The sequence below is a fragment of the Clostridium sp. AF02-29 genome (genome assembly GCF_934835585.1).
GTDB classification, from domain to species: Bacteria; Bacillota; Clostridia; order Lachnospirales; family Lachnospiraceae; genus Otoolea; species Otoolea fessa.
In genome coordinates this window covers 1-23055 of sequence record NZ_CAKVZK010000035.1, presented here as the reverse complement: position 1 = coordinate 23055, position 23055 = coordinate 1, and the positions used below count along the sequence as shown (strand labels likewise).

General features: G+C 49.7%; 19 protein-coding genes. 7 read left to right on the top strand and 12 right to left on the bottom strand.

Going from position 1 to position 23055, the window contains the following annotated elements:
* Position 1: 1 nt before the first annotated feature.
* Positions 2-1123 carry a glucose-1-phosphate adenylyltransferase subunit GlgD gene (gene glgD / locus PUQ60_RS09340; RefSeq protein ID WP_022359575.1) on the bottom strand — a complete coding sequence of 374 codons (1122 nt, stop codon included), beginning with the start codon at positions 1121-1123 and terminating at the stop codon, positions 2-4.
* The gene (locus PUQ60_RS09335; protein ID WP_107001700.1) at positions 1120-2394 is read right to left on the bottom strand and encodes a glucose-1-phosphate adenylyltransferase; all 1275 of its coding nucleotides are present in this window, start codon (positions 2392-2394) and stop codon (positions 1120-1122) included. The genes glgD and PUQ60_RS09335 overlap by 4 nt, the downstream gene beginning before the upstream one ends.
* A gap of 418 nt (positions 2395-2812) precedes the next feature.
* Here PUQ60_RS09335 and asnS point away from each other — a divergent pair, with 418 nt between their 5' ends.
* From asnS to PUQ60_RS09320, 3 genes are all read left to right on the top strand, one after another.
* A complete protein-coding gene (asnS, locus tag PUQ60_RS09330) occupies positions 2813-4204 on the top strand; it encodes an asparagine--tRNA ligase (RefSeq protein WP_022359577.1) in 1392 nt (463 codons plus the stop codon).
* Positions 4205-4331: 127 nt separating this feature from the next.
* Positions 4332-5402 (top strand): DNA repair exonuclease, encoded by a 1071-nt coding sequence (locus PUQ60_RS09325; protein ID WP_273380496.1) that lies wholly within the window; start codon positions 4332-4334, stop codon positions 5400-5402.
* 5 nt (positions 5403-5407) lie between these two features.
* Complete coding sequence (locus PUQ60_RS09320) at positions 5408-7267, top strand: AAA family ATPase (RefSeq protein ID WP_273380494.1); 1860 nt, start codon at positions 5408-5410, stop codon at positions 7265-7267.
* A gap of 122 nt (positions 7268-7389) precedes the next feature.
* Here the strand turns inward: PUQ60_RS09320 and PUQ60_RS09315 are convergent, their stop codons facing one another.
* The 5 genes from PUQ60_RS09315 to PUQ60_RS09295 all read right to left on the bottom strand — a co-directional run bounded on the left by PUQ60_RS09315 (position 7390) and on the right by PUQ60_RS09295 (position 13399).
* Entirely contained in the window at positions 7390-8571 is a 1182-nt protein-coding gene (locus tag PUQ60_RS09315) for a ribose-phosphate pyrophosphokinase (protein ID WP_022359580.1), read from the bottom strand.
* Positions 8572-8680: 109 nt separating this feature from the next.
* The gene (locus PUQ60_RS09310; protein WP_273380492.1) at positions 8681-9673 is read right to left on the bottom strand and encodes an ATP-binding protein; all 993 of its coding nucleotides are present in this window, start codon (positions 9671-9673) and stop codon (positions 8681-8683) included.
* Positions 9660-10724 carry a DnaD domain protein gene (locus PUQ60_RS09305; RefSeq protein WP_273380490.1) on the bottom strand — a complete coding sequence of 355 codons (1065 nt, stop codon included), beginning with the start codon at positions 10722-10724 and terminating at the stop codon, positions 9660-9662. The genes PUQ60_RS09310 and PUQ60_RS09305 overlap by 14 nt, the downstream gene beginning before the upstream one ends.
* A gap of 548 nt (positions 10725-11272) precedes the next feature.
* Positions 11273-12664: a UDP-N-acetylmuramate--L-alanine ligase gene (murC, locus tag PUQ60_RS09300; protein ID WP_273380488.1), complete on the bottom strand. Its 1392-nt coding sequence runs from the start codon at positions 12662-12664 to the stop codon at positions 11273-11275.
* Positions 12665-12889: 225 nt separating this feature from the next.
* Complete coding sequence (locus PUQ60_RS09295) at positions 12890-13399, bottom strand: QueT transporter family protein (RefSeq protein ID WP_022359584.1); 510 nt, start codon at positions 13397-13399, stop codon at positions 12890-12892.
* A gap of 417 nt (positions 13400-13816) precedes the next feature.
* Here PUQ60_RS09295 and sstT point away from each other — a divergent pair, with 417 nt between their 5' ends.
* Positions 13817-15040 (top strand): serine/threonine transporter SstT, encoded by a 1224-nt coding sequence (gene sstT, locus PUQ60_RS09290; protein WP_273381109.1) that lies wholly within the window; start codon positions 13817-13819, stop codon positions 15038-15040.
* Positions 15041-15429: 389 nt separating this feature from the next.
* Here the strand turns inward: sstT and PUQ60_RS09285 are convergent, their stop codons facing one another.
* Both PUQ60_RS09285 and PUQ60_RS09280 read right to left on the bottom strand, forming a co-directional pair.
* On the bottom strand, positions 15430-16194 hold the full coding sequence (locus PUQ60_RS09285) for a type III pantothenate kinase (RefSeq protein ID WP_107001714.1): 765 nt from the start codon (positions 16192-16194) through the stop codon (positions 15430-15432).
* 6 nt (positions 16195-16200) lie between these two features.
* Positions 16201-16824: an ECF transporter S component gene (locus PUQ60_RS09280; protein WP_022359587.1), complete on the bottom strand. Its 624-nt coding sequence runs from the start codon at positions 16822-16824 to the stop codon at positions 16201-16203.
* Positions 16825-17425: 601 nt separating this feature from the next.
* Between PUQ60_RS09280 and coaBC the strand changes: the two genes are divergently transcribed.
* A complete protein-coding gene (gene coaBC / locus PUQ60_RS09275) occupies positions 17426-18619 on the top strand; it encodes a bifunctional phosphopantothenoylcysteine decarboxylase/phosphopantothenate--cysteine ligase CoaBC (protein ID WP_273381112.1) in 1194 nt (397 codons plus the stop codon).
* A gap of 109 nt (positions 18620-18728) precedes the next feature.
* Here coaBC and PUQ60_RS09270 read toward each other — a convergent pair whose 3' ends face one another.
* The 3 genes from PUQ60_RS09270 to PUQ60_RS09260 all read right to left on the bottom strand — a co-directional run bounded on the left by PUQ60_RS09270 (position 18729) and on the right by PUQ60_RS09260 (position 20894).
* Positions 18729-19004 carry a hypothetical protein gene (locus PUQ60_RS09270; protein WP_022359589.1) on the bottom strand — a complete coding sequence of 92 codons (276 nt, stop codon included), beginning with the start codon at positions 19002-19004 and terminating at the stop codon, positions 18729-18731.
* 60 nt (positions 19005-19064) lie between these two features.
* Positions 19065-19334, bottom strand: a complete 270-nt coding sequence (locus PUQ60_RS09265; protein WP_022359590.1) for a hypothetical protein — start codon at positions 19332-19334, stop codon at positions 19065-19067.
* A 408-nt stretch (positions 19335-19742) separates the two neighbouring features.
* Positions 19743-20894 (bottom strand): M20/M25/M40 family metallo-hydrolase, encoded by a 1152-nt coding sequence (locus tag PUQ60_RS09260; protein ID WP_273381115.1) that lies wholly within the window; start codon positions 20892-20894, stop codon positions 19743-19745.
* Between the two features lie 333 nt (positions 20895-21227).
* Here PUQ60_RS09260 and bsh point away from each other — a divergent pair, with 333 nt between their 5' ends.
* Positions 21228-22202: a choloylglycine hydrolase gene (gene bsh / locus PUQ60_RS09255; protein WP_273381117.1), complete on the top strand. Its 975-nt coding sequence runs from the start codon at positions 21228-21230 to the stop codon at positions 22200-22202.
* A gap of 193 nt (positions 22203-22395) precedes the next feature.
* The gene (locus PUQ60_RS09250) at positions 22396-22836 is read left to right on the top strand and encodes an FKBP-type peptidyl-prolyl cis-trans isomerase (protein ID WP_022359593.1); all 441 of its coding nucleotides are present in this window, start codon (positions 22396-22398) and stop codon (positions 22834-22836) included.
* Positions 22837-23055: the final 219 nt, after the last annotated feature.

The window sequence follows — 23055 nt, the reverse complement described above, 5'->3', positions numbered from 1 at the left end:
CCTATAATGTAAACCGCTCGTTCTTCTCAATGACAATCTTTACATCTTCCGGCGTACCGATGTGCGTCGTGTTGGCGCGGATCGTATCACGGCTCTCTACAATACAATTCTCAATCACTGTATTGTCCCCGATGTAAACATCATTTAAAATAACAGAATTCCGGATGATACAGTTATTGCCTACATATACCTTCTTAAACAGAACCGAGTTCTCCACCGTACCATTTAAGATACAGCCGCTGGATACCAGGCTGTTCTTGACATTTGCACCCGGATTGTATTTTGCCGGCGGAAGATCATCTACCTTGGAGTAGATCTCCGGGTATTCCTTGAAGAAATAGTGGCGTACATCCGGTTTTAGGAAATCCATGTTCGTCTTGTAGTACGAATCAACCGAAGCGATGTTGCTCCAGTAAGTTCCTAGCTTATATGCGTAAATGCGTTTGAGGTTCTTATATCTGACTAAAATATCGGTAACAAAATCATACCGATCCTCTGCTGCACAGCGCTCCAGAAGTTCGATGAGCTGACGGCGGCGGATTACATAGATACCGCAGGAGATCATGCTGGAGGTCGCCAGCATCGGTTTTTCCTCAAAATCTGTGATACGTCCGTCATCGTTTAACTTCACCAGACCGAAGCGGGTAACGTCCTCCTCCGGAGGCATCTCCTTGCATACTACGGTAATATCCGCTTTCTTTTCAATATGATACTCCAGTACCTTGCCGTAATCCAATTTATAGACACAGTCGCCGCCTGCAATGACCACATACGGCTCATGACTTTTCTTTAAGAAATCGAGGTTCTGATACAGCGCATCTGCGGTACCGCGGTACCAGTCGCTGCTCTCTGCCGTGATCGTCGGTGTGAATACATACATGCCGCCCTGCTTACGTCCGAAATCCCACCACTTGGAAGAACTCAAGTGCTCATTCAGGGAACGGGAGTTGTACTGCGTCAGTACCGCCACACTCTGGATGTGGGAATTGCTCATATTGCTCAGAGCAAAATCGACACTGCGGTAGCTGCCTGCGATAGGCATCGCTGCGATGGCTCTCTTATTGGATAATTCTCTCATTCTCTTGCTGTTGCCGCCAGCTAAAACAATCCCGATCGCTCTCATTGTATTCCACCTGCCTTTATGATATAATCGCCGCTCTCCAGCTCGCCGCCGTGATAATCTTCTGCCGTCGTCACGCCGGAAATCGCTGTGTTTCGTCCTATCTTCACTCCATCCGGTATCACGGAGCGCTCTCCGATCGTTACCAGATCGAACTGATATACCTTCTTGTCGTACTTGCTCTCGGCATATTCTCCGACGCCGACCTCGGCATTCTCACCGATGGTAACGTCCTCCGCCACGATCGCCTTATCCACAACCGTGCCAGCGCCGATCGTCGTGCCCTTCATGATGATCGAATCACGGATCACCGCACCTTCTCCGATCGTAACGCCTGCTCCGATGACCGAGTTAATGACTTCGCCGTATACCTCGGTGCCCTCGCCGATGATACTGCGCTCTATCTTGGACTGCTCCGATATAAATTGTGGGGGAATAATATCGCTCTTCGTGTAAATCTTCCAGTATTCTTCATACAGGTTGAACTCTGGAATGATGTCGATCAGTTCCATGTTTGCCTCCCAGTAGGAGCCAAGGGTTCCGACATCTTTCCAGTAGCCGTTGTACTCGTATGCGAAGATACGTTTTCCAGCTGCATGGCAATACGGGATAATGTGCTTTCCAAAATCACATCCAGGCTCGTCCGAGAGCTTGATGAGCGCTTCCTTGAGCACCTTCCAGCTGAATATGTAAATACCCATGGAAGCTAAATTGCTGCGCGGATTCGCCGGTTTCTCCTCAAACTCCGTAATGCGGTTGTTGTCATCGGTTATAACGATACCGAAACGGCTTGCCTCTTCCATCGGAACCTGCATCGCCGCGATCGTCACATCCGCATTGTTTGCTTTGTGGTATTCCAGCATTACCTCGTAGTCCATCTTGTAGATGTGGTCGCCGGACAAAATCAGCACATACTCTGGATTGTACGTTTCCATGTATTCCAGGTTCTGGTAGATCGCATTCGCCGTACCGGTGTACCAATCGCTTCCTTTGCTCCGCTCATACGGCGGAAGTACCGTCACACCACCTACGTTGCGGTCCAGATCCCACGGAATACCGATTCCAATATGTGCATTCAGCCGCAGCGGCTGATACTGGGTCAGAACGCCTACCGTGTCCACTCCCGAATTGATACAGTTACTTAACGGAAAATCGATGATTCGATACTTTCCTCCGAAAGAAACCGCAGGTTTTGCTACTTTTTGAGTTAAGACACCCAGACGACTGCCCTGTCCGCCTGCCAACAGCATAGCTATCATTTCCTTTTTAATCACGATATCACCCCTCGATGCTCACATATAATGTGTATTTTAAACCTGTTTTTATTATAACATACTTCACGAAAATAGTGAACAAATTTTTAATAGAATTTGTCCCAATTTTGTACATTTTCCGACATTTTTCGTCCCTTTTACATAATATTTTCGTAATTCCGGGATGTGGAATCTACCTTTGATTTTCCTATGGATAACCCCGCGCTTCGCTTGGATATGCAGATGCAGTATTAAGTTCCCATCATTTTGCTGCCCAGTGAAAAAGACTGATAATTTTTTCCTTCTATCCCCCCAGATTTTCCCTCCGTCCCTTGAATCTACAAGGAAAATACAGTATAATGAAAGTTAAACACGGTCTGCACACTGCAGGGCAGTCCGCATGAGAAAGTTTATTTTGCAAAATAAGGAGTTTACTGAGATGAATTTAACCACTGTAAGAGAAATTTACCGTTCCAGAGAGACGTATCTGGACAAAGAAGTTCAGATCGGCGGCTGGGTACGAAGCGTGCGCGGTTCCAAGAACTTTGGCTTCATCGTTGTGAGCGATGGCAGCTACTTTGAGACGCTTCAGGTTGTTTACCATGATACAATGCCGAACTTTGCGGAGATCTCCAAGTTAAACGTAGGCGCATCCATTATCGTAAAAGGTACCCTGGTTGCAACCCCGGAGGCAAAGCAGCCGTTCGAGATTCAGGCGACCGAGGTAGCCGTTGAGGGACCGTCCGCTTCGGATTATCCGCTTCAGAAGAAACGCCACAGCCTTGAGTATCTGCGTACCATCTCCCACCTGCGTCCGAGAACTAACACCTTCCAGGCTGTGTTCCGTGTACGTTCCCTGGCAGCTTACGCGATCCATCAGTATTTCCAGGAGCGCGATTTCGTGTATGTCCACACTCCACTGATTACCGCAAGTGACTGCGAGGGCGCCGGTGAGATGTTCCAGGTTACCACGATGGATCTGAACAATGTTCCGAAAAAGGACGACGGCACGGTTGACTACTCTCAGGATTTCTTCGGAAAACCAACTAACTTAACTGTCAGCGGTCAGTTAAACGGCGAGACCTACGCGATGGCATTCCGCAATATCTACACCTTCGGACCGACCTTCCGCGCAGAGAACTCCAACACGACCCGTCATGCAGCTGAGTTCTGGATGATCGAGCCGGAGATGGCATTTGCGGATCTGAACGACAACATGGAAGTTGCCGAGGATATGTTAAAATATGTCATCCGCTACGTCTTAGAGCACGCACCGGAAGAGATGAATTTCTTCAACCAGTTCATCGACAAGGGACTCCTTGACCGCTTAAACCACGTATTAAATTCCGAGTTCGGTCATGTAACCTACACCGAGGCTGTCCGCATCCTCGAAGAGCACAACGACGAATTCGACTACAAGGTATTCTGGGGCTGTGACTTACAGACCGAGCATGAGCGCTACTTAACCGAGAAGATCTTCCAGAAACCGGTCTTCGTTACCGATTATCCGAAGGAGATCAAGGCATTCTACATGAAGATGAACGAGGACGGCAAGACCGTTGCAGCGATGGACTGTCTCGTACCGGGCATCGGCGAGATCATCGGCGGCAGCCAGAGAGAGGACAACTTAGAGAAGTTAGAGGCGCGTATGGACGAGCTTGGACTCAAAAAAGAGGACTACGGTTTCTATCTGGATCTGCGTAAATACGGTTCCGCAAGACACTCTGGATTTGGTCTTGGATTCGAGCGCTGCGTGATGTACTTAACCGGCGTTTCCAACATCCGTGATGTCATCCCGTTCCCGAGAACCGTAAACAACTGTGAACTGTAAACAATAAGCAACTATGGGGCTGTCGCAAATACTGGAATCTGCTTTCTGCTATTTGCAGCAGTCCCTTTTCTATTATTATTTCAATCTGTACATACGGAGTGACAGACTCCTGAAAGGGGGAGAGAATGTGAAATTTATCCATACCGGCGATATCCACTGGGGCATGTCCCCGGACAGCGACAAGCCTTGGAGCCGGGAGCGCAGCCGCGATATCCGCGATACGTTTACCGCCATCATCGCCAAGGCAAAGGAGCTGCGCGTGGACTGCCTGTTCATCGCGGGGGATCTGTTCCACCGCCAGCCGCTGCTGCGCGACCTGAAAGAGGTCAATTACCTGTTTTCCACGATCCCGCAGACACAGGTTATCATCATCGCGGGCAATCACGACCGGATCCGCAAAAATTCAGCTGTTTTAAGCTTTTCCTGGGCTTCCAACGTGACGTTTCTGGAAAGTGAGGATGTCTCATCCGTCTATTTTGAGGATATCAACACAGAGGTGACCGGCTTTTCTTACTATACTGCGGAGATCCCGGAGCCGCGCCTCGATGCTCTTGAAGCGCCGGAGGATGGAAAAATCCACATTCTGCTGGGGCACGGCGGCGACGCGAACCACGTCCCGATCGACCGGGCGGCGCTGGCTTCCTCCGGATTTTCGTATATCGCACTGGGGCACATCCACAGGCCAGAGATCCTACTGGACAAAAAGATGGCATACTGCGGTTCCCCGGAGCCGCTTGATAAGACCGAGACCGGCAGGCACGGCATCCTTTACGGCGAGATCGACCCGGAAAGCTGTCAGGTAACGACACTGGACTTTATTCCGATGGCGAAGCTCCGCTACATCCCGCTCATCGTCCGCGTCACGCCGGATACGACCAACACGGAGCTGTACTTAAAAATCGCCCATGAGATCGAACAGCGCGGCAATGACAATATTTTCCGCTTCAAGGTGCAGGGCATGCGCGATCCCGATATTTCCTTCGATCTGGACGCCTTAAAGCTGCGTTTCCGCATCGCGGATATCATCGATGAGACGGAACCGCAATACGATTTTTCCGCCCTGTTTGCCGAGCATCCAAGCGATATGATCGGCTTCTACATCCAGGCACTGAAAAAACCGGACATGAGTCCGGTGGAGAAAAAGGCGCTGTTTTACGGCATCCACGCCCTGCTTCTCACCACCGATGAAAGGAGTTAGCTTCCATGCGTTTTCTTGATCTTTATATCAGTGGGTTTGGAAAATTTCATGACACAGCCGTCTCCTTTGAGGATGGGTTAAACGTCATTTACGGTAAAAATGAAGCCGGCAAATCCACGATCCACACCTTTATCCGCGGCATGCTCTTCGGCATCGAGCGTCAGAGGGGGCGCGCCGCCAGAAACGACATCTACAGCAAATATGAGCCGTGGGAAAACAGCGGCACCTACGAGGGGCAGCTCCGGCTTGAATCCGACGACGGCACCATTTACCGGATCGAGCGCTCGTTCCAGAAAAATAAGAAGGAATTTACCGTCATTAACGAGACGACCGGACGCGAGGAACCGGACGGCCGCGCCGTTTTGCAGGAAATTTTGGGCGGCATGAGTGAAACCATGTACAACAACACCATCAGCATCAGCCAGTTAAAGAGTGCGACCGATGAAGGCATGGTTTCAGAACTGAAAAACTATATTGCTAACATGAATACCTCTGGCAATATGGCGCTCAATATCACTAAGGCGACCGCCTATCTGAAAAATCAGCGCAAACAATTTGAATCCCAGTTAAGCCCGGAGGCTTCGGTCAACTATACCTCCCTTCTTAGCGAGATCCGCGCGCTGGAACGCGAGCTTTCTTCGCCAAAATATGAGAATCAGTTACAGGAATACTCAAAACTGCGTGACTCGGTCCGAAATGAACTGGAACATCAGAAAATAGAAAAAGAAGATTTATCCGACCGGCTGCAGAAGAGCCGTCAGGTACTGGATGAGTTTTCCTTTACGGACGAGGCGTCCATCGAGGCGTACCGCAGTCAGGCTGAAACACTCTACCAGAACTATCAGCATGCACAGGTGTCTTCCTCCAGCAAGGGATCCCGGTTTTTCCAGGTGTTTTTCTTTGTCACAGCGGCGATCTGCGTCATCTGCGCGGCATACTGCGGATATCTGGCGTTCTTCCCGCTTCCGTCCCCGTGGCTGGGAGCTGGTCCCACCGCCCTCATCTTTGGCGGCGCCGCTCTTGTGCTTCTCATGCTGGGAATCTGCGTCACACGGCACCGGAGCCGCCGCAGGCAGGAGACGGAGAAAAGTGCCTCTGTTTTATCGGAGATTTTGCGCCGCCACCTGGGCGAATCCGAGATTTCGGATGAATCCATGAAGCTTTTGTCCCAGCGGCTGGACCGCTTCATCACGCTCTGCCACGCCGTTACAAACTCAGAGGATTCACTGGTAAAACGTTCCGAACAGATCTCGGCGCTGATGGCAAAGCAGAATGACTGCAGCCTTGTCATCGAGGAACAGCAGCGCGTCCAGTGGGAGTTAGAGAAAAAGCTGGAGCACCTATCCGCCTGCAAAGACCGGGCAGCGGCGCTCAAACACATTTTAAATGAAAATGAGCGCATCCATCAGGAGATCGCCTCCGTGGATCTGGCGCTTGATACCTTAAAAGAGCTTTCCACGACCATCCGGGATTCTTTCGGCCTGTACTTAAATAAGACTGCGTCCGACCTGATCGCCGGAATTACCGGCGGAATTTATTCCAGCATCAGCATCGATGAGAACCTGAATGCGTTTTTAAACACCCGCCGGAAACTGATCCCGCTTGAACAGGTCAGCAGCGGCACCGCCGACCAGATCTATCTGGCGCTGCGCCTCGCCGCCGCCCACTTTATCCAGGGCAATGCAGACCGGCTGCCGCTCATCTTTGACGACAGCTTCGTCCTCTACGACGACGAGCGCCTGAGAACCGTCCTCAAATGGCTGCCAACCGCCTATTCCGGGCAGATTCTTGTATTTACTTGTCATGAGAGGGAGATGCGGGTGCTGAAGGAAGAAGGAGCTGCGGTGCATGAAGTGCGGTTGTAGGACTCTTTTCATACATAACCGTGACATTGCCTGTTTTCTATGACATTAAAAAGAACGCCATTTTCTGACATGTATTGGTCCGGAAATGACGTTCTTTTTGTTTCTATTTTAAAGGTCTATTTTTAGTCCCGTATTCCCGCCCGATACTTCGCCAGCAGCTTATTGATACGTCCAGTCGGATTTAACAGCTCGCTTAAGGAGGCATCGTGGTTCAGGTTATCGATGATGAGCGCGATGTATTTGCTCATATCGACGCTGATATAGTACGGTCTGGAGAGAAGCTCCGGTGTCTGGTATACCAGGTTGGTGGTCAGGACGCGGTCGATCAGACCGTTCTCATAGTACTCGTCAAACTTCTGCAGTCCGTTGGTAAACAGACCGAAGGTCGCGCATACGAATACCTTTCTCGCCTTGCGGCTCTTTAATTCCTTCGCTACATCTAACATGCTCTCGCCAGAGGAGATCATATCATCGATGATCAGGACGTCCTTGCCCTCTACGCTGGATCCCAAGAACTCATGAGCAACGATCGGGTTGCGTCCGTTGACGATCCTGGTGTAATCGCGGCGTTTGTAGAACATACCCATGTCGAGTCCCAGCACGTTGGAGAAGAAGACAGCGCGGGACATACCGCCCTCATCCGGGCTGATGACCATCATGTGATCGCTATCGATCTCCAGCTCTTTCTCATTTTTCAGCAGATATTTGATAAACTGGTAAATCGGCTGAACGGTCTCAAAACCCTTGAGCGGAATCGCGTTCTGGACACGCGGATCGTGTGCGTCAAAGGTAATGATATTCTCAACGCCCATATCTACCAGCTCCTCCAGTGCCAGCGCGCAGTCTAAGGACTCACGGCCGGAGCGCTTATGCTGGCGGCTCTCATACAGGAACGGCATGATTACGTTGATACGGCGTGCCTTTCCGCCTGCTGCCGCAATGACACGTTTCAGATCCTGATAATGATCATCCGGGGACATATGATTTACCATGCCGCACAGAGAATATGTCTGGCTGTAGTTGCAGACATCCACGATCAGATACAGATCATCGCCACGCACCGACGCCTTGATCTCGCCCTTTGCCTCGCCGGAACCAAATCTCGGTGTGTTTGCCCCGATGATGTAGGAGTCTCTCTGATAACCTGAAAATGCGATCGACGTCTTGTGCTCGCTCTCGCGCTCATTTCTCCAGTCCACCAGATATTTGTCTACCTTGCCTACCAGTTCCTCACATCCCTTTAATGGAATCAGTCCCAGCGGACCTACCGGTATCGTCTCAATGATTTTCTCTTCGTACAGCATTTTCCATTTTCCTCCAGCCTGTTTACTCTCTGTTAATTCGCTTTTTTTGCATATGTTAGCGCATTCTAACGTCTCTTTTATATCATTATGTCCCTTATAAGTCAACCCATTACCGGTTTTCCAGCTTTTTTCGTATCCGGATATCCTCGCCGTAGAGCGGAATGATCTGATACTGGCTTACGATCCGTGACATGACGCGGTCGGTAAACTCGTCGCGCATCTCATTGACCGGCAGATTGGTGGAAATGATCGTGCCTTTCTTCCGGTTTAAGCGCTCGTTGACCACATAAAAGAGCTGGGAAGTCGTAAACGTATTCACCAGTTCCGTCCCCAGATCGTCGATGATCAGCAGATCGCACTCTAATAAATACTGGGATCGGTCGCGGTCCTCATCGGTCGCATCGTTTGCGAAGCGATCCCTTGAAAATATCTCATACATCTCCACCGCCGGGAGATACACGACGCTGAAACAGCGCTCAATCAGCTCTTTCGCGATGCAGTTGCTTAAAAACGTCTTTCCAAGCCCCGTTTTTCCGGTAAATAAGATATTTCCCTTTTCTTCTTTAAATCCGTCCACATAGCGGCGGCAGAACGCTGTCACCTGCTCCATATACGCGCGGGCAGTCTTGCCGCTTCGCGGATCGATCTTCGTATCATCAAAATAATCATAGGAAAAATGGGAAAAATTCTCCCGCTCCAGCACTTCCCGGATATTCGACTGGGCGTATAACAGATCGATCTCCCGCTGACGGAAACAGTGGCATTTTTTGCCGTCTTTGTATCCGGTATCCTTACAGTCCGGACAATTATACTGCATCTCCAGATAGTCCGCCGGATAGCCGTAGGCGCTCATCAGCACCTGGCGCTGCTCTTTCAGGTCTGCGATTGTCTCTCGCAGACGTTTCACCGCGTCCGCATCGCCCGCCAGAAGCTCTTTCGCGCTCTTGACCGCTGCAGCGGCGATCGCATCGTTCATCTCCCGGACCGCCGGTATTTTCTCATAGACCTCGTCAACCCGCGCGTCCAGCTCATGTTTCTTCTGAAGCTGTGTCCGGTTATAGACACGCATGATCGATTCATACTGCGAATTACTGAGTGCCATCGTCCCCTCCTGTCTTCTGCGCTCCGTTTATCATGCTCCATACCATCTCGTCGTAATCATATCCGTGTTCCTCCAGATTGTGGAACCGGTTGGAAGAACGGCTGCTGCCGGCAGACGCCTGCCGGCGCTTCGCCTCGCCTTCTTCCTTCCGTTTTTTATCTAGCTCTGACACATCCCGGAAGCTCTTGACGCCGGCATTTTTCCAGTCCCGCAAGATCTTGTCTGCATAGTCAAACGACGGTTTATGTATCTGCCGGATCGTGCGGCTGCACGCCTCGACGATCAGCTCGCGCGTGAAACCGTACTCCCAGAACCATTTTTCGATAAATTCACTCTCGACCTCCGCCGGGCTCCGGTCCGAAAGCCCCATCGCCCGCATAACCGCGAATGAACCCTTCGTGTAGCCCCTGCCGCTCGCTTTCGCCTGTTCCACATCCTTGATGCCGCGCTTATGCCAGCCGAGCGCCACCTTTTCCATATAGCGCAGGCTGGTGTGGTGGTTCTGCACACAGTACTCAATCAGGTATTCCAGCAATTCCCCGGAAAATCCCAGATTCGAATAGAGATTTCCAAGAATCTGGCAGTCCGTCGGTGTGAGCAGCTTGTTTAAATACTGCTGGGCAATATAAATGAGCTGCTTAAACGACTCATCCGAGGTCAGGCGTGACATATCGCAGGCTGCGGCTTCCCGGGCGGCAGTTTTTGCAGATGGCGCAAAGGAACCAGCGCCTGCCAGGGATTCCGTTGAAGCAAAAACCGGTGAAATTTGCTGTCCCGGCGTCTCCGGAAACGATCGCTGTGCCTCTTCACCGACTTCCGTTCCCAGCACCCCGGCTCTCTGCCAGTATGCCAGCGCGCGCTGCACGTCCGCCTCCGTGTGGTTGAGCGCGTCCGCGATCTGTCCGATCGAGACTTCCTCCTGCTGGTGGCGGAGCAGGTACAGATATACCTTCACATATTCTCCACTGGCTCCCGCCATATATGTATCAATAAATACGTCCGGAACCGGCGTTGCGCCCACCGCCAGCCGGTTTTTGAGTCCTATTCCCATCTTCTAACTTCCCTCTTAGCCATTCTGTGTCCTCACATTTCCTGTTACCATTTATCTATCAGCAGCCTGCGGCTGTGTAAACCACTCAAACTGCTGTATTTTACTTTTATTTTGAAATATTCTCTATTTGTTCCATCCAAATCTTCCTGTTTTCTTACTTTTCCACCGTTTTGATTTTGTTTCCGGACTTTTCCACAATTTTGCTCCGAACAAGACAGTTTTCATCCATTTATCACAGGCTCACTGCGTCTGTTCCTATCATAACATACCTTTTTTTAAAAAGAAATACTCCTAATTATGGTTCGCGGCCGACACTTTTGGACCAATTTTTCCACTATTTTGATTGTGGATAATGTGGATAATGTGGAAAAAGCCTTCAAAAATCCTCAAAAAATAACCTTTCCTCCGACAAAATCCTTATTTTATCAACATTTTCGGCATTTCCCCATTTCCGCATTTAGGCACAAAAAATCCACATAGTTCCTTTACATAATATGTTGAAAACTATGTGGATAATGTGGATAACTATATGTACACTCGGAGTGCATCTATTTCGCAAGGAGGTTTTCCCCTACATTTACAACGTCTCCGGCGCCCATGGTTATCAACAGGTCGCCCTGTGTACAATGTTCCATGACAAATTTTTCTATTTCATCGAACGTCGGCAGATACCATGCTTCTTTTCCTTTTTCTTTTAGAAGTTTCACGATATCCTCTGAGCTGATGCCGAGCGTGTCCGTCTCGCGCGCCGCGTAGATATCCGCCAGAATGACTTTATCTGCCAGTGAGAGTGCCTCGGCAAACTGCGGCAGAAATGCCTTCGTCCGCGTGTAGGTGTGCGGCTGGAAGATGCACCAGAGTGTCTTGTGTGGATAGTTCTGCGCCGTCTTTAAGGTAGCCTCGATCTCATGCGGATGATGCGCATAGTCGTCGATGATGGTAAATCCATTTACCTCACCCTTCTTTTCGAACCGGCGGTTGGTTCCGGTAAAATGTGCCAGTCCCGCGCGGATGGCGTCCATGGAGATGCCATTTTCCAGGGAAACAGCGATGGCTGCCAGCGCATTGTATACATTGTGCTCACCTGCCACACCGAGCGTCAGGCGCTCTTTCTTCTCACCGCCGATATAAAGGTCGAAGGACGGATGCGCGTAATTGTCATACTGGATATCACCGGCACTGTAATCGTTGCCGCGGCTGTGACCGAAAGTAATGACCTTGCCTTTTACCGCTTCTATGATCTCCTGATAGTTCTCGATATCACCGTTGATGACAACCGCGCCCTGAGCCGGCACGCGCTCGGCAAACAGCTTGAAGGAATGACGGATATCCGCCAGATCCTTGAAGAAATCGAGATGATCTTCTTCTATATTAAGGATGACTGCCATCGTCGGGTAGAAGGATAGGAAGCTGTTGGTATACTCACACGCCTCCGTCACGAAAAATTCCGGTCCGCCGACGCGGATGTTGCCGCCGATCGCCGGAAGGATACCGCCGACCGAGATCGTCGGGTCATTTTTCGCCTGCAAGAAAATCTCCGTCACCATCGAAGTGGTTGTCGTTTTGCCGTGTGTTCCGGCAATCGCGATCGCATTTTTATAGTTCCGCATCATCTCGCCCAAGAGTTCCGCACGGGTCAGCATCGGGATGCCGCGCCGTTTTACTTCCTGAAATTCCGGGTTATCCGGGTGAATCGCCGCCGTGTAGACTACCACATCGATGCCATCCTGGATATTCTCCGCTTTCTGTCCGATATATACCTTCGCGCCGCGCGCCTCCAGGTTATCGGTCAGCTCCGAACGGTGTGAGTCCGAGCCGGACACGGTAAATCCCTCGTCCATCAAAATCTCTGCCAGTCCGCTCATGCTGATACCGCCGATTCCGATGAAATGGACGGATTCTGGTTTATTAAAATCAATCTGATATACATTCTCACTCATATTTGTGCATTCCTTCCCCGCCGCAGGCGGTTTTTGTTTTCGCAGACGCCATAGAAAAACGATATGGAACCGCGAGACATTGTGTTTTCACGTCCTTTTAATTTAACTTCTTTTACATGAAATTGTCAATATAAGGCAAAAAAAAATAAAAGATACACGCCAGCCATCGCACTGCGATCCGTCTGTAACATGCATCTTTTATATCATTTAAGTTATGTCTTTTTCTTAGCGTCCCGTTGCCAGACACTTGCCGAACAGCATGGTTTTATAACGGTTTAACGCCGCCAGAAGAATGCTTCCCAGCACGCCGATTGCCAGCACCTCGCCGATCCCGACGGTCAGCATCATGAACGGAATCAGATCCTCAGAGCCGTATGCAAACCGGAGCACCCACGGTACAATGATCGTGTTGGCCAGGATCGGCGGTACACATACTAAAACCTTACTCTTGCGGAGCGCATAGGAGCCGACTGCCCCGATCAGGGTTGCCAGGCTTCCGAATACGATATCCAGTCCAGCTGCCCCGCAGAACAGATTGGATAAAAAGCATCCGACAAAGAGTCCCGGAATCGCTGCCGGGGTAAAGAACGGCAGGATGCAGAGTGCTTCCGAAATACGGAACTGCACTGGTCCGAAGCTGATCGGCTGGAATGCCATCGTCAGCGCTACGTAGATGGCCGCGATCGCCGCGCCATACGCCAGAAAATACGTGTTTTTCAGGTTGTTTTCTTTCATATTCAATTCTCCTTTAGTTTTGTTTTACGAGTGGAAGGTCACGAACACTCGATTCATTTTACGCCGGAAATCGGCGGCAGCCCTGTAAGACCTTGTTTTTGCGGGCTTTGCAACGGGTATGAGTATAACATAGAGCAGATAGAAATACAAGTTTTCTTTTCGCTTATCGCCACTGCAAGTTCTGCCACTGGCCACACGGAACACGGGCAAAAATTTTTTCTCTATTTCTCTATCACTCTGCCATAAAAAAGCACTTTCCCTTTCTTCCTATCTCCTGTATAATAGAATCTACAAGATTTTGTGCCGGATGCTGCACAGACAGTTGAATCATTCGGGAGATATTGCATTTGCACATTTGAATCAGCTCCCCGACACTCGTCAACCCCATTTCATCATCACAAAGGAAGTATGTATTTTATGAAAGCACTCTATGAACGCTGGACAGCCATCAGCCTGCCTAAACGAATTCTGGGCGGCATGATTCTCGGCGCTGTTCTGGGAATGGTGATTCCGCAGGCAGTCGGAATCTCAATCCTTGGAAATCTATTTGTCAACGCATTAAAGGGCATCGCGCCCCTGCTCGTATTTTTCCTTGTTATCAGTTCCCTCTGCCAGGCAAAGCAGAGCCACGGAGGCATCATCCGCACCGTTGTCTGCCTTTACCTGTTCAACACACTGCTCGGCGCTGTGATCGCGGTCGTCGCAAGTAAACTGTTCCCGATCACCCTGACACTTGCACAGGCTGCAGAAGAAACCTCTGCCCCGCAGGGAATCGCAGAAGTCCTGCAGACACTTTTATTAAATGTCGTAAAGAACCCGATCACCTCCATCGCAGAGGCAAACTACATCGGTATTCTGGCGTGGGCGGTTCTCTTCGGCGTGGCGATGCGCGGCGCCAGTGAACGCACGAAAGAAATTATGGACAATTTTGCGGCGGCACTGTCCAAGGTTGTTACCTGGATCATCAACTTTGCCCCGTTCGGTATTCTCGGACTTGTGTTTGACACTGTATCCACCAACGGTTTACAGGTATTTACCGAATATGGACGGCTTCTCGCCGTGCTGGTTGGCTCGATGCTGTTTATCTACTTCGTAACCAACCCGATTCTCGTATACTGGTGCATCCGCCAAAACCCGTTCCCGCTGATTTTCAAGTGTCTGAAACGAAGCGCGGTCACCGCCTTCTTTACCCGGAGCTCAGCGGCAAATATCCCGATCAACATGGAAGTCTGCGAGGACATGGGACTGGACAAAAATACCTACTCTGTTACCATCCCGCTCGGTGCGACCATCAATATGAACGGTGCGGCTGTTACCATCACCGTCATGACGCTGGCGGCAGCCAATACGCTGGGAATTCCGGTGGATATTCCGACCGCCATCATTTTAAGCGTCCTGTCGGCACTTTCCGCCTGCGGCGCATCCGGTGTTGCCGGTGGTTCCCTGCTCTTAATTCCGCTTGCCTGCTCCTTGTTTGGCATCTCCAGCGATGTTGCCATGCAGGTCATCGGTGTCGGATTTATCATCGGCGTGGTGCAGGATTCCGTCGAGACAGCACTCAACTCTTCCTGTGATCTTCTGCTTTCCGCAGCGGCACAGTTTAGGGAGTGGAGAAAAGAAGGACGGGAGATTACCTATTAAAATTATATTATATGCATATTGAAATCAATTTTTCCATATGCTATAATGCCAATAGGCAAACGAATGACAGTACTCACAGAGTACACAAAAAGCCCCCGGTGTGTGCTGACACCGGGGGCTCGCCTTTTTTGAAAAGGAGGCTTAAACCTTTGCTACCTACTCATCTCCATCCAGCCACTTACAAATATAGTAAGCCACAATGCTGGCTATCACAGAGAGCACGAATGACAGTATTCCTCCCACACAGTACACCCCCTTTCCGCACCTGTCTAGGGGTGGTAGCTGTATCAGTATAACACAGAAATTAATCACTCGCACTATATTTGTGCTTCTGCATCTTTTTTAATTGCATTTTAAAAGCGGCTAGATTTTTTCCAGCCGCTTTTATCTTATTTATTCTTCTTATAGATAATCCACAACCCCCGCAATAACAATTCATCATCTAATTCTATCTGATGCCGGCACAGCGGAATGATTTTTCTGGCAAGACCGCCGGTGGCTACAACGGTGGCTTTCTGGCCGAGTTCCTCTTCAATCCGGTCTACCATGCCGTCGATGCAGGACGCATTGCCATAGAGCGCGCCGCTCTGCATACATTCAACCGTATTCTTGCCGATCAGGCGCTTGGGCGGATCAAGGCTGATGCGCGGAAGCTGGGCGGTCCGGCTGGTCAGGGAATTCATCGATACACCTATTCCCGGCAGAATCATGCCGCCGATGTACTGCTTATTCTCATTCACCACACAGATGGTGGTTGCCGTTCCCATATCGATCAGAATGAGCGGCACCGGATACCGGTTGATTCCCGCGACGGCACCGACGATCAGATCGGTACCGACGGAGGACGGATTGTCCATCAGCACTTCCAGACCGATATTCATATCCACATTGACGACCAGCGCTTCCTGCCCCGTCACCTTGCGGATCGCCTCCCGCATCAGGGATGTAACCGGCGGTACTACCGAACCGATGATCGCGCCGGTGATCTCACTTACCTTGATTTCCCGCAGCTCCAGCACCATTTTCAGGGAAATCGCATAGTCAAGCTCTGTTTTCCCACTGTCTGTCGCCATCCGCTCGGTAAAGAGGATTTCCCCATCCGCAATACAACCGAGAACCACATTCGTATTTCCGATATCCAATGCCAAAATCATACTGTCTTACCCCCTGCTTTTTTCCAGAGCCGGTACAAATTTTGCCCGGTAAAGTGCTGCGCCGACTGCACCGGTGAGGATTGTGGACGATACCATCTCGCATACTGCATTGATTCCTACGAAACCACATACGAACAGGATGATATTTTTTCCGCCGATCAGCCCCTGCATATATTCGGTATTGCCAAACAGAACGACTAAAGCCGTCATAAAGAAAACTGTATTTAAAAACGCGGAACAGAATCCGGTTACCAGACTCGCCATGTACGCATCGGTTCTGCGGCGTACAAACTGGAAAATGTAGCCTAACAGAAGACCATCCAGCATACGCGGAACGAATCTCTGTACAAATGCCAGAAACGGGTTAATGCTGAAAAGCATTGCGCCCATCGCACTGCTGCCGCCGATGCCGATGCACTGTAAAAAGCTGGTCATGCCGAAGACTGCACCGATCGCTGCGCCGCCTGCCGGTCCCAGCGTGATCGCCGCGATCGCAACCGGGATCACATTAAATGTAATCGCCAGCGGTCCAATATTCAGATATCCGAGGGGGGTGTACGCCATCAGCAGAAGAATGCCGGTCATAAGACCTAAGATGACAAGTTTAGATGTGTTGTTTGTTGTGTTCATGAAATTTTCCTCCTTGTTATTATTCCCGTTCGAAAAACCTGCTGCACCTTCTGTTCACCAGACTGCCGCTTACCTGCGCCAATATCATGTGCATAAAATCCTTACAAATTCCGTTCTTTCCGGCGATACCATCCAGAAAAGCCGCGAGCCAGGGCATTTTAATTCCCCGTCTCTTCCGGTATGATTCTCCATCTCAGATACAGATCCGTATGCAGATACGCACATTCCGGCAGAAGTTTCTTTCTTCTGCCGCTTTCCGCAGATTTGCTGCCAGCACGTTCGGTGCCTGTTTTCTATGGGATACAATACAACTGCTGCCGCCTGTCCCTGTTCACATCCAGTGAAAACCAGGTCAGCCAGCAGACACCTCCACACTATATCACATCACTTTTCAACATACAACCAACAATTCTACCAGAATATGTGCTGTTTTTTATTGTCTTTTCACAAAATACATGTTTCTTTCCTCTCCTGTTATGTGCGCTTACCAAAGCCCCAACAGAGAACGGAAGTCAAAAAAGGTTTACAATTTTTCCTCCAGATGCTATGCTGTTCGAAAATGACCCAGAAAACCAGAGTGCAAACCGAAAGGATATGTATTATGTTAACCGGAAAAACAATTATTTTGGGAGTAACCGGCGGAATCGCCGCATACAAGGCGGCGAACCTTGCCAGCCTTTTAAAGAAACAGCACGCGGATGTGCATGTCATCATGACAAAAAATGCGATGGAGTTTATCACACCGCTGACGTTTGAAACCCTGACGGTCAATAAGTGCCTGACGGACACCTTTGACCGGAATTTTAAATTTGAAGTAGAGCATGTGGAACTGGCAAAGAAAGCCGACCTCGCGATCATCGCCCCGGCGACCGCCAATGTCTGCGCCAAACTGGCACACGGACTTGCCGATGATATGCTGACGACCACGCTCTTAGCCTGCCAGTGCCCGCGCATCATTGCTCCGGCGATGAACACACGGATGTATGAGAATCCTATTACCCAAGATAATCTCTGCCTGTTAGAACATTACGGCTTTACCATCATCGAACCAGCAAGCGGTCTGCTCGCCTGCGGCGATTCCGGAAAGGGCAAATTCCCGGATGAGGGGCTGATTATGGAGTATATTCTCCGCGCGATCGCCTACCCGAAGGATCTCACCGGAAAGAAGATCCTTGTGACCGCCGGTCCGACCCAGGAAGCGGTCGATCCGGTGCGCTACCTCACGAACCATTCGACCGGAAAAATGGGATACGCCCTGGCACGGATGGCGATGCTGCGTGGCGCCGATGTGACACTCGTCACCGGCGAAACCTCGCTGACTCCACCTCCGTTTATCAATACTGTCCACATTAAGAGCGCGCACGACCTCTTCGAGGCAGTTATCTCCCGGAGCGAAGAACAGGACATTATCATCAAGGCGGCAGCCGTCGCTGACTACCGTCCGGCAGTCGTTTCTGATGAAAAGGTCAAGAAATCCGACGGCGATCTGAGCCTGGCGCTGGAGCGTACTGAGGACACTTTAAGCTACCTCGGCGCACACAAACGTCCGGGACAGCTGCTCTGCGGCTTCGCGATGGAGACCTCCCAGCTGGAGGAACGCGCCCGCGGCAAGCTGGAACGCAAAAATCTGGATCTGATCGCTGCCAACAACTTAAAGGTAGCCGGCGCCGGATTCGGCACCGATACGAACGTCATCACGCTGATCGATAAGCAGCAGACCCGCCATCTGGAGCAGATGAGCAAGGAAGCGGCGGCGATGGAGATATTGACGGTTTTACGCGATATGATGAAATAGATTTTGATTGAAATAGATAGAGAAAGAGGAAGCAACCGAGGTTGATGGACGGATGCCTCCTCTTTCATTGAATATGGAATATATCATAAGTGTTATTTTTAGAATGTGGCTATTTAAAACGAATCCGCCATACTCCTATGATCAAGATAATTTCACAAAGCAATCGCAATACTTTCGTGATTCGATAAGCTGTATCCTCTTTTATCTCTGGACTCTCCTGCAAGTATTTGCATTCAATAAAAGCCCTTGCCGCAATTTCTCCAAAAACTGCCAGCGCTAAAAATAAAGAAAAGCCTGCCATGCCTTTTGCATAACTGTACAATGACAGTAAGAATAAAATAGAAACGCCTATATTGTATAATGTCAGCCAGAATTTTTTCTTCATAATTGATCACCTCTCGATTCAATCCAAGTGTAACAGAGTCTTTTATTAAGCAAAAATGTTCTAATGACGAGGCCATACTCCTACCACCAAAATAAGACCACAAAGATATCCGAGTGTTTTTGCGATCCGATAGGTTGTATCCTTTTTGATTTCCGGATTCTCTCGTAAAAATTTCCATTCAAATTTTGCCTCTATAATACTTGCTGCCAATACCGGTATCGCTAAACATAAGGTCACCGTTGTCAAGCCTTGAAGAGACGTGTACAGTAACAATAAAAGTACCACCGAACCGCCTAAATGGTATAATATCAGCCAGAATTTTTTCTTCATATCGATCACCTCTCGATTCACTATCCTGACAGGGCTGAAATCTCACAAAACAGCAACCTCTCTTTATTTTTGCAAAACCAGACATGTCTCTTATTTATTCTAATAATATCAGATTTATGTTCCAAAATATATAGACATTTTCTTACTTTTCTTACAAAATAGTTGCAAAAATAACTCTACCAAAATGGAAAGGTACTTTTATAAATGAGAATATCCGCCCTCTTTTAATATCTGCTCTCGAATATCCCTTGCCTTTGGATATCCTTCTTCCATAAGCTGGATGGACATTTCATTCAGCGCTTGTCGATGTTATTTTCATTCCAAATCACCCTATTTTTTGTTCGAACGGCTATATAATTGTTTTGGTGAAATAATAAAGCCGTTCGGCTATGTCAACATTTTTCAGTTTTACTCTATACTCGCTTCTTGCCCCTGCGTAATCAGTTCCGCGATCAATCTCGCCCCATTCACAATATCCCCCACCTTCGCATACTCCCGCACGGAATGAACCTCGTACATACCGCAGGAAAGCACCGCGCATGGGATTCCGTGCTGCATCATCGTGTTTCCGTCGCTGCCGCCGAAGGTGCTGCCGAATTTCGGCTCGATTCCCAGGGTGCGGCAGGCCTCGGCAAAATGAACTGCCACCGGCGAGTCCGGTTCCAGATGGAAGGCTTTGACATGGAGGCGGTGTGTGAAAGAAAGCTCTGCCCCCGCCTCTTTGACGGCGGTTTCAAAGACATGGCGGACATCTTCCAGGGTCTCCATTGCCTTTTCATGGCTGTAGCTGCGGATCTCGCCCCGGCAGGTGCAGAGTTCCGGCACGGCATTCACAACCGAACCGCCCGAAATCAAGCCCACATTCAGGGTTGTTTCCTCATCCACGTGCCCCAGCTTTAATGCGGCAATCGCGCGGGCCGCCGTCTGAATCGCGTGGATGCCTTTCTCCGGCTCAAATCCAGCGTGCGCTGCGCGCCCCTTGACTGCCGCCTCAAAGGAAAGGATCGTCGGTGCCTGCAGGATCGCTGTCCCGACTGGTCCAGTTACATCCAAAACGTAAGATTCCTTCGCTTTCATCTGGCTGAAATCGAACTCCGAGCTTCCTCTTGTAAACGGCTCTTCCGCCGCCGCAAAGAGGATCTCGATATCCCGGTGCGGGATTTCTGCCTCCTGCACGGCACGGATGCCTTCTAAGATAGCGATTACCCCGGTCAGATCGTCCGCGCCAAGCACGGTGGTTCCATCCGAAGTGATGGTTCCGTCCTCATGAAAAACCGGCTTCTTTCCGATTCCCGGCGCGACCGTGTCCATATGCCCGGACAGCAGGATCGGCGTGCCCGGCAGCCCGCCCTTTAACGTTCCAAACAGATTTCCCGCATTGCCTCCTATTTTCTCGGCTGTGTCATCTTCCTTTGCCTGGATTCCCAGCTCTGCGAGCTTTTCCTTCAAGCGATCCGCCATCTCGCGTTCCCCGAAACTTTCCGAGTCGATCCGCGCCAGCTCGTCAAATTCAGCGCGGATGCGGGCTTCGTTTATCTGGATTCTATCTGGATCAGCCATGGGTGAGTCCTCCTGTAAAAAAAATTATTTGCCTATCATTTCTATTTGTTTATGCCCCTTATTATATACCCAGACAATACATTTGTGAAGCAGATTGATTTTACCTTTCACTTTAAATTCTAAAATGACCTGACCAATCTCTTTCTATTTCCATATCCGCTTTTCCTCTATATTTTTCTCAAAAATTTGATATACTAAATATACTAAAAACAACAAGATTCATTTCCACTTTTACAATGATGCAGTTGAGTATAAAGCATACAACAAATAAATAGAACATTGATAAACACCATCTGACCCACACACTTTGAAACAGAAAAAGGAGAAATGACCATGTGTACAGCCGCAACCTACAAAACCGCCGATTTCTACTTCGGCAGAACCTTAGATTATGAATTTTCTTACGGGGACGAAGTAACCGTCACACCTCGCAACTATCCACTTACTTTCCGCCACGCAAGCGCGGTTTCGACCCACTATGCCATCATCGGCATGGCACATGTGGCGGGGGATTATCCGCTTTATTATGATGCTTTTAATGAGAAGGGGCTTTGCATGGCGGGACTGAATTTCGTCGGCAATGCCTCCTACCAGAAGCCGCAGGAGGATCATGACAACATCGCACAGTTTGAGTTCATCCCCTGGATTCTCAGCCAGTGCGCGTCCGTGAAAGAGGCTCGCGTCCACCTCGCCCAGATGGTACTGACCGACACCCCATTCAACGAGCAGTTTGCCCCGGCGCAGCTTCACTGGATTCTTGCCGATAAAAATGAATGCATCGTCATCGAGCCGATGGCGGACGGACTGCATATCTACGACAATCCGGTGGGCGTCCTGACAAACAATCCGCCGTTCCCGCAGCAGCTGTTCTCCCTCAACAATTACATGAACCTGTCCCCGAAGCAGCCGCAGAATACATTTTCTGCCGATCTGCCGCTTACAACCTACAGCCGCGGCATGGGCGCTCTCGGACTTCCGGGAGACCTCTCCTCCGCTTCCCGGTTTGTACGGGTCGCTTTTACAAAATCAAATGCCCGCTCCGGCGCATCCGAATTAGAAAGTGTCAGCCAGTTTTTCCATATCCTAGGTTCGGTTGACCAGCAGCGCGGATGCTGCGAGGTCTCCGATGGAAAATATGAAATCACACTCTACACCTCCTGCTGCAATGCGGATAAGGGGATTTACTACTACACGACATATGAAAACCATCAGATCACGGCAGTGGATATGAACCGGGAGAACCTGGACGGGGAGACGCTTTCGCGTTTTCCGCTGGTGCAGGGGGAGCAGATTCGATGGGAGAACTGATCTTCTCTGCTTCCAGCTTGCTCCATCCTCGTTGCAAAAACTGACAATATCGGTACCGGAGAGACAACATTTCTCTTCCCATTCGCCTTGTTTTCTAGTATACTGATAAATATGCATCTGAAATCACTGGAAATTGTCCGTTTGAGGAAGATTGTCCATTACCGCATATCAATATCATTTGGAGGATTTTAAAATGTCTGAAATCACAGGACGCAACGTCGGCAAAACCTGCCGCACACATTACAGAGGTACTTTTAACGATGGCACACAGTTCGATTCTTCCTACGATCGCGGCGAACCGCTGGAGTTTGTCTGCGGCGCCGGTCAGATGATCAAGGGCTTCGATGCCGCTGTCGCTGATATGGAAGTCGGCGAGGTAAAGGAGATCCACCTGATGCCGGAGGAAGCTTACGGCATGCCGGATCCGAACGCAATTCTGGAGCTTGAGATTGCCAAACTGCCGGGTTCCGAGGAACTGCAGGTAGGTCAGCAGGTTTACTTAACCAACCAGATGGGACAGCCGTTCCCGGTAAAGGTTATCGCAAAGGATGAGGTAAATATCACGTTTGACGCCAATCATGAGATGGCTGGTAAGGAGCTGAACTTCAAGATCGAATTAGTTGAAGTAAAATAAAATAAGAATTACAACGCAAGACGCAGGTCATAGAAATGTGACCTGTGTCTTTTTTTATACGCCATGCACAGCTCATTGTGTTCACAAAATCTTCACAGAATAATTAGCACTCACCTCTTGATAATGGAAGTCGATTTTTGTCCTGTCTTGTGTATCCCGGAAGTGCCTGTTTTACAGGCTTTCCGGGGCATCAGTCATTTTGTCTGGTATTGTAAAGCA

Excerpts from the sequence above, each read along its gene's own strand:
- glgD (WP_022359575.1), bottom strand. The coding sequence starts at position 1,123 with ATGAGAGCGATCGGGATTGTTTTAGCTGGCGGCAACAGCAAGAGAATG.
- asnS (WP_022359577.1), top strand. The coding sequence starts at position 2,813 with ATGAATTTAACCACTGTAAGAGAAATTTACCGTTCCAGAGAGACGTAT.
- PUQ60_RS09320 (WP_273380494.1), top strand. The coding sequence starts at position 5,408 with ATGCGTTTTCTTGATCTTTATATCAGTGGGTTTGGAAAATTTCATGAC.
- PUQ60_RS09315 (WP_022359580.1), bottom strand. The coding sequence starts at position 8,571 with ATGCTGTACGAAGAGAAAATCATTGAGACGATACCGGTAGGTCCGCTG.
- PUQ60_RS09310 (WP_273380492.1), bottom strand. The coding sequence starts at position 9,673 with ATGGCACTCAGTAATTCGCAGTATGAATCGATCATGCGTGTCTATAAC.
- PUQ60_RS09305 (WP_273380490.1), bottom strand. The coding sequence starts at position 10,724 with ATGGGAATAGGACTCAAAAACCGGCTGGCGGTGGGCGCAACGCCGGTT.
- murC (WP_273380488.1), bottom strand. The coding sequence starts at position 12,664 with ATGAGTGAGAATGTATATCAGATTGATTTTAATAAACCAGAATCCGTC.
- PUQ60_RS09295 (WP_022359584.1), bottom strand. The coding sequence starts at position 13,399 with ATGAAAGAAAACAACCTGAAAAACACGTATTTTCTGGCGTATGGCGCG.
- sstT (WP_273381109.1), top strand. The coding sequence starts at position 13,817 with ATGAAAGCACTCTATGAACGCTGGACAGCCATCAGCCTGCCTAAACGA.
- PUQ60_RS09285 (WP_107001714.1), bottom strand. The coding sequence starts at position 16,194 with ATGATTTTGGCATTGGATATCGGAAATACGAATGTGGTTCTCGGTTGT.
- PUQ60_RS09280 (WP_022359587.1), bottom strand. The coding sequence starts at position 16,824 with ATGAACACAACAAACAACACATCTAAACTTGTCATCTTAGGTCTTATG.
- coaBC (WP_273381112.1), top strand. The coding sequence starts at position 17,426 with ATGTTAACCGGAAAAACAATTATTTTGGGAGTAACCGGCGGAATCGCC.
- PUQ60_RS09270 (WP_022359589.1), bottom strand. The coding sequence starts at position 19,004 with ATGAAGAAAAAATTCTGGCTGACATTATACAATATAGGCGTTTCTATT.
- PUQ60_RS09265 (WP_022359590.1), bottom strand. The coding sequence starts at position 19,334 with ATGAAGAAAAAATTCTGGCTGATATTATACCATTTAGGCGGTTCGGTG.
- PUQ60_RS09260 (WP_273381115.1), bottom strand. The coding sequence starts at position 20,894 with ATGGCTGATCCAGATAGAATCCAGATAAACGAAGCCCGCATCCGCGCT.
- bsh (WP_273381117.1), top strand. The coding sequence starts at position 21,228 with ATGTGTACAGCCGCAACCTACAAAACCGCCGATTTCTACTTCGGCAGA.
- PUQ60_RS09250 (WP_022359593.1), top strand. The coding sequence starts at position 22,396 with ATGTCTGAAATCACAGGACGCAACGTCGGCAAAACCTGCCGCACACAT.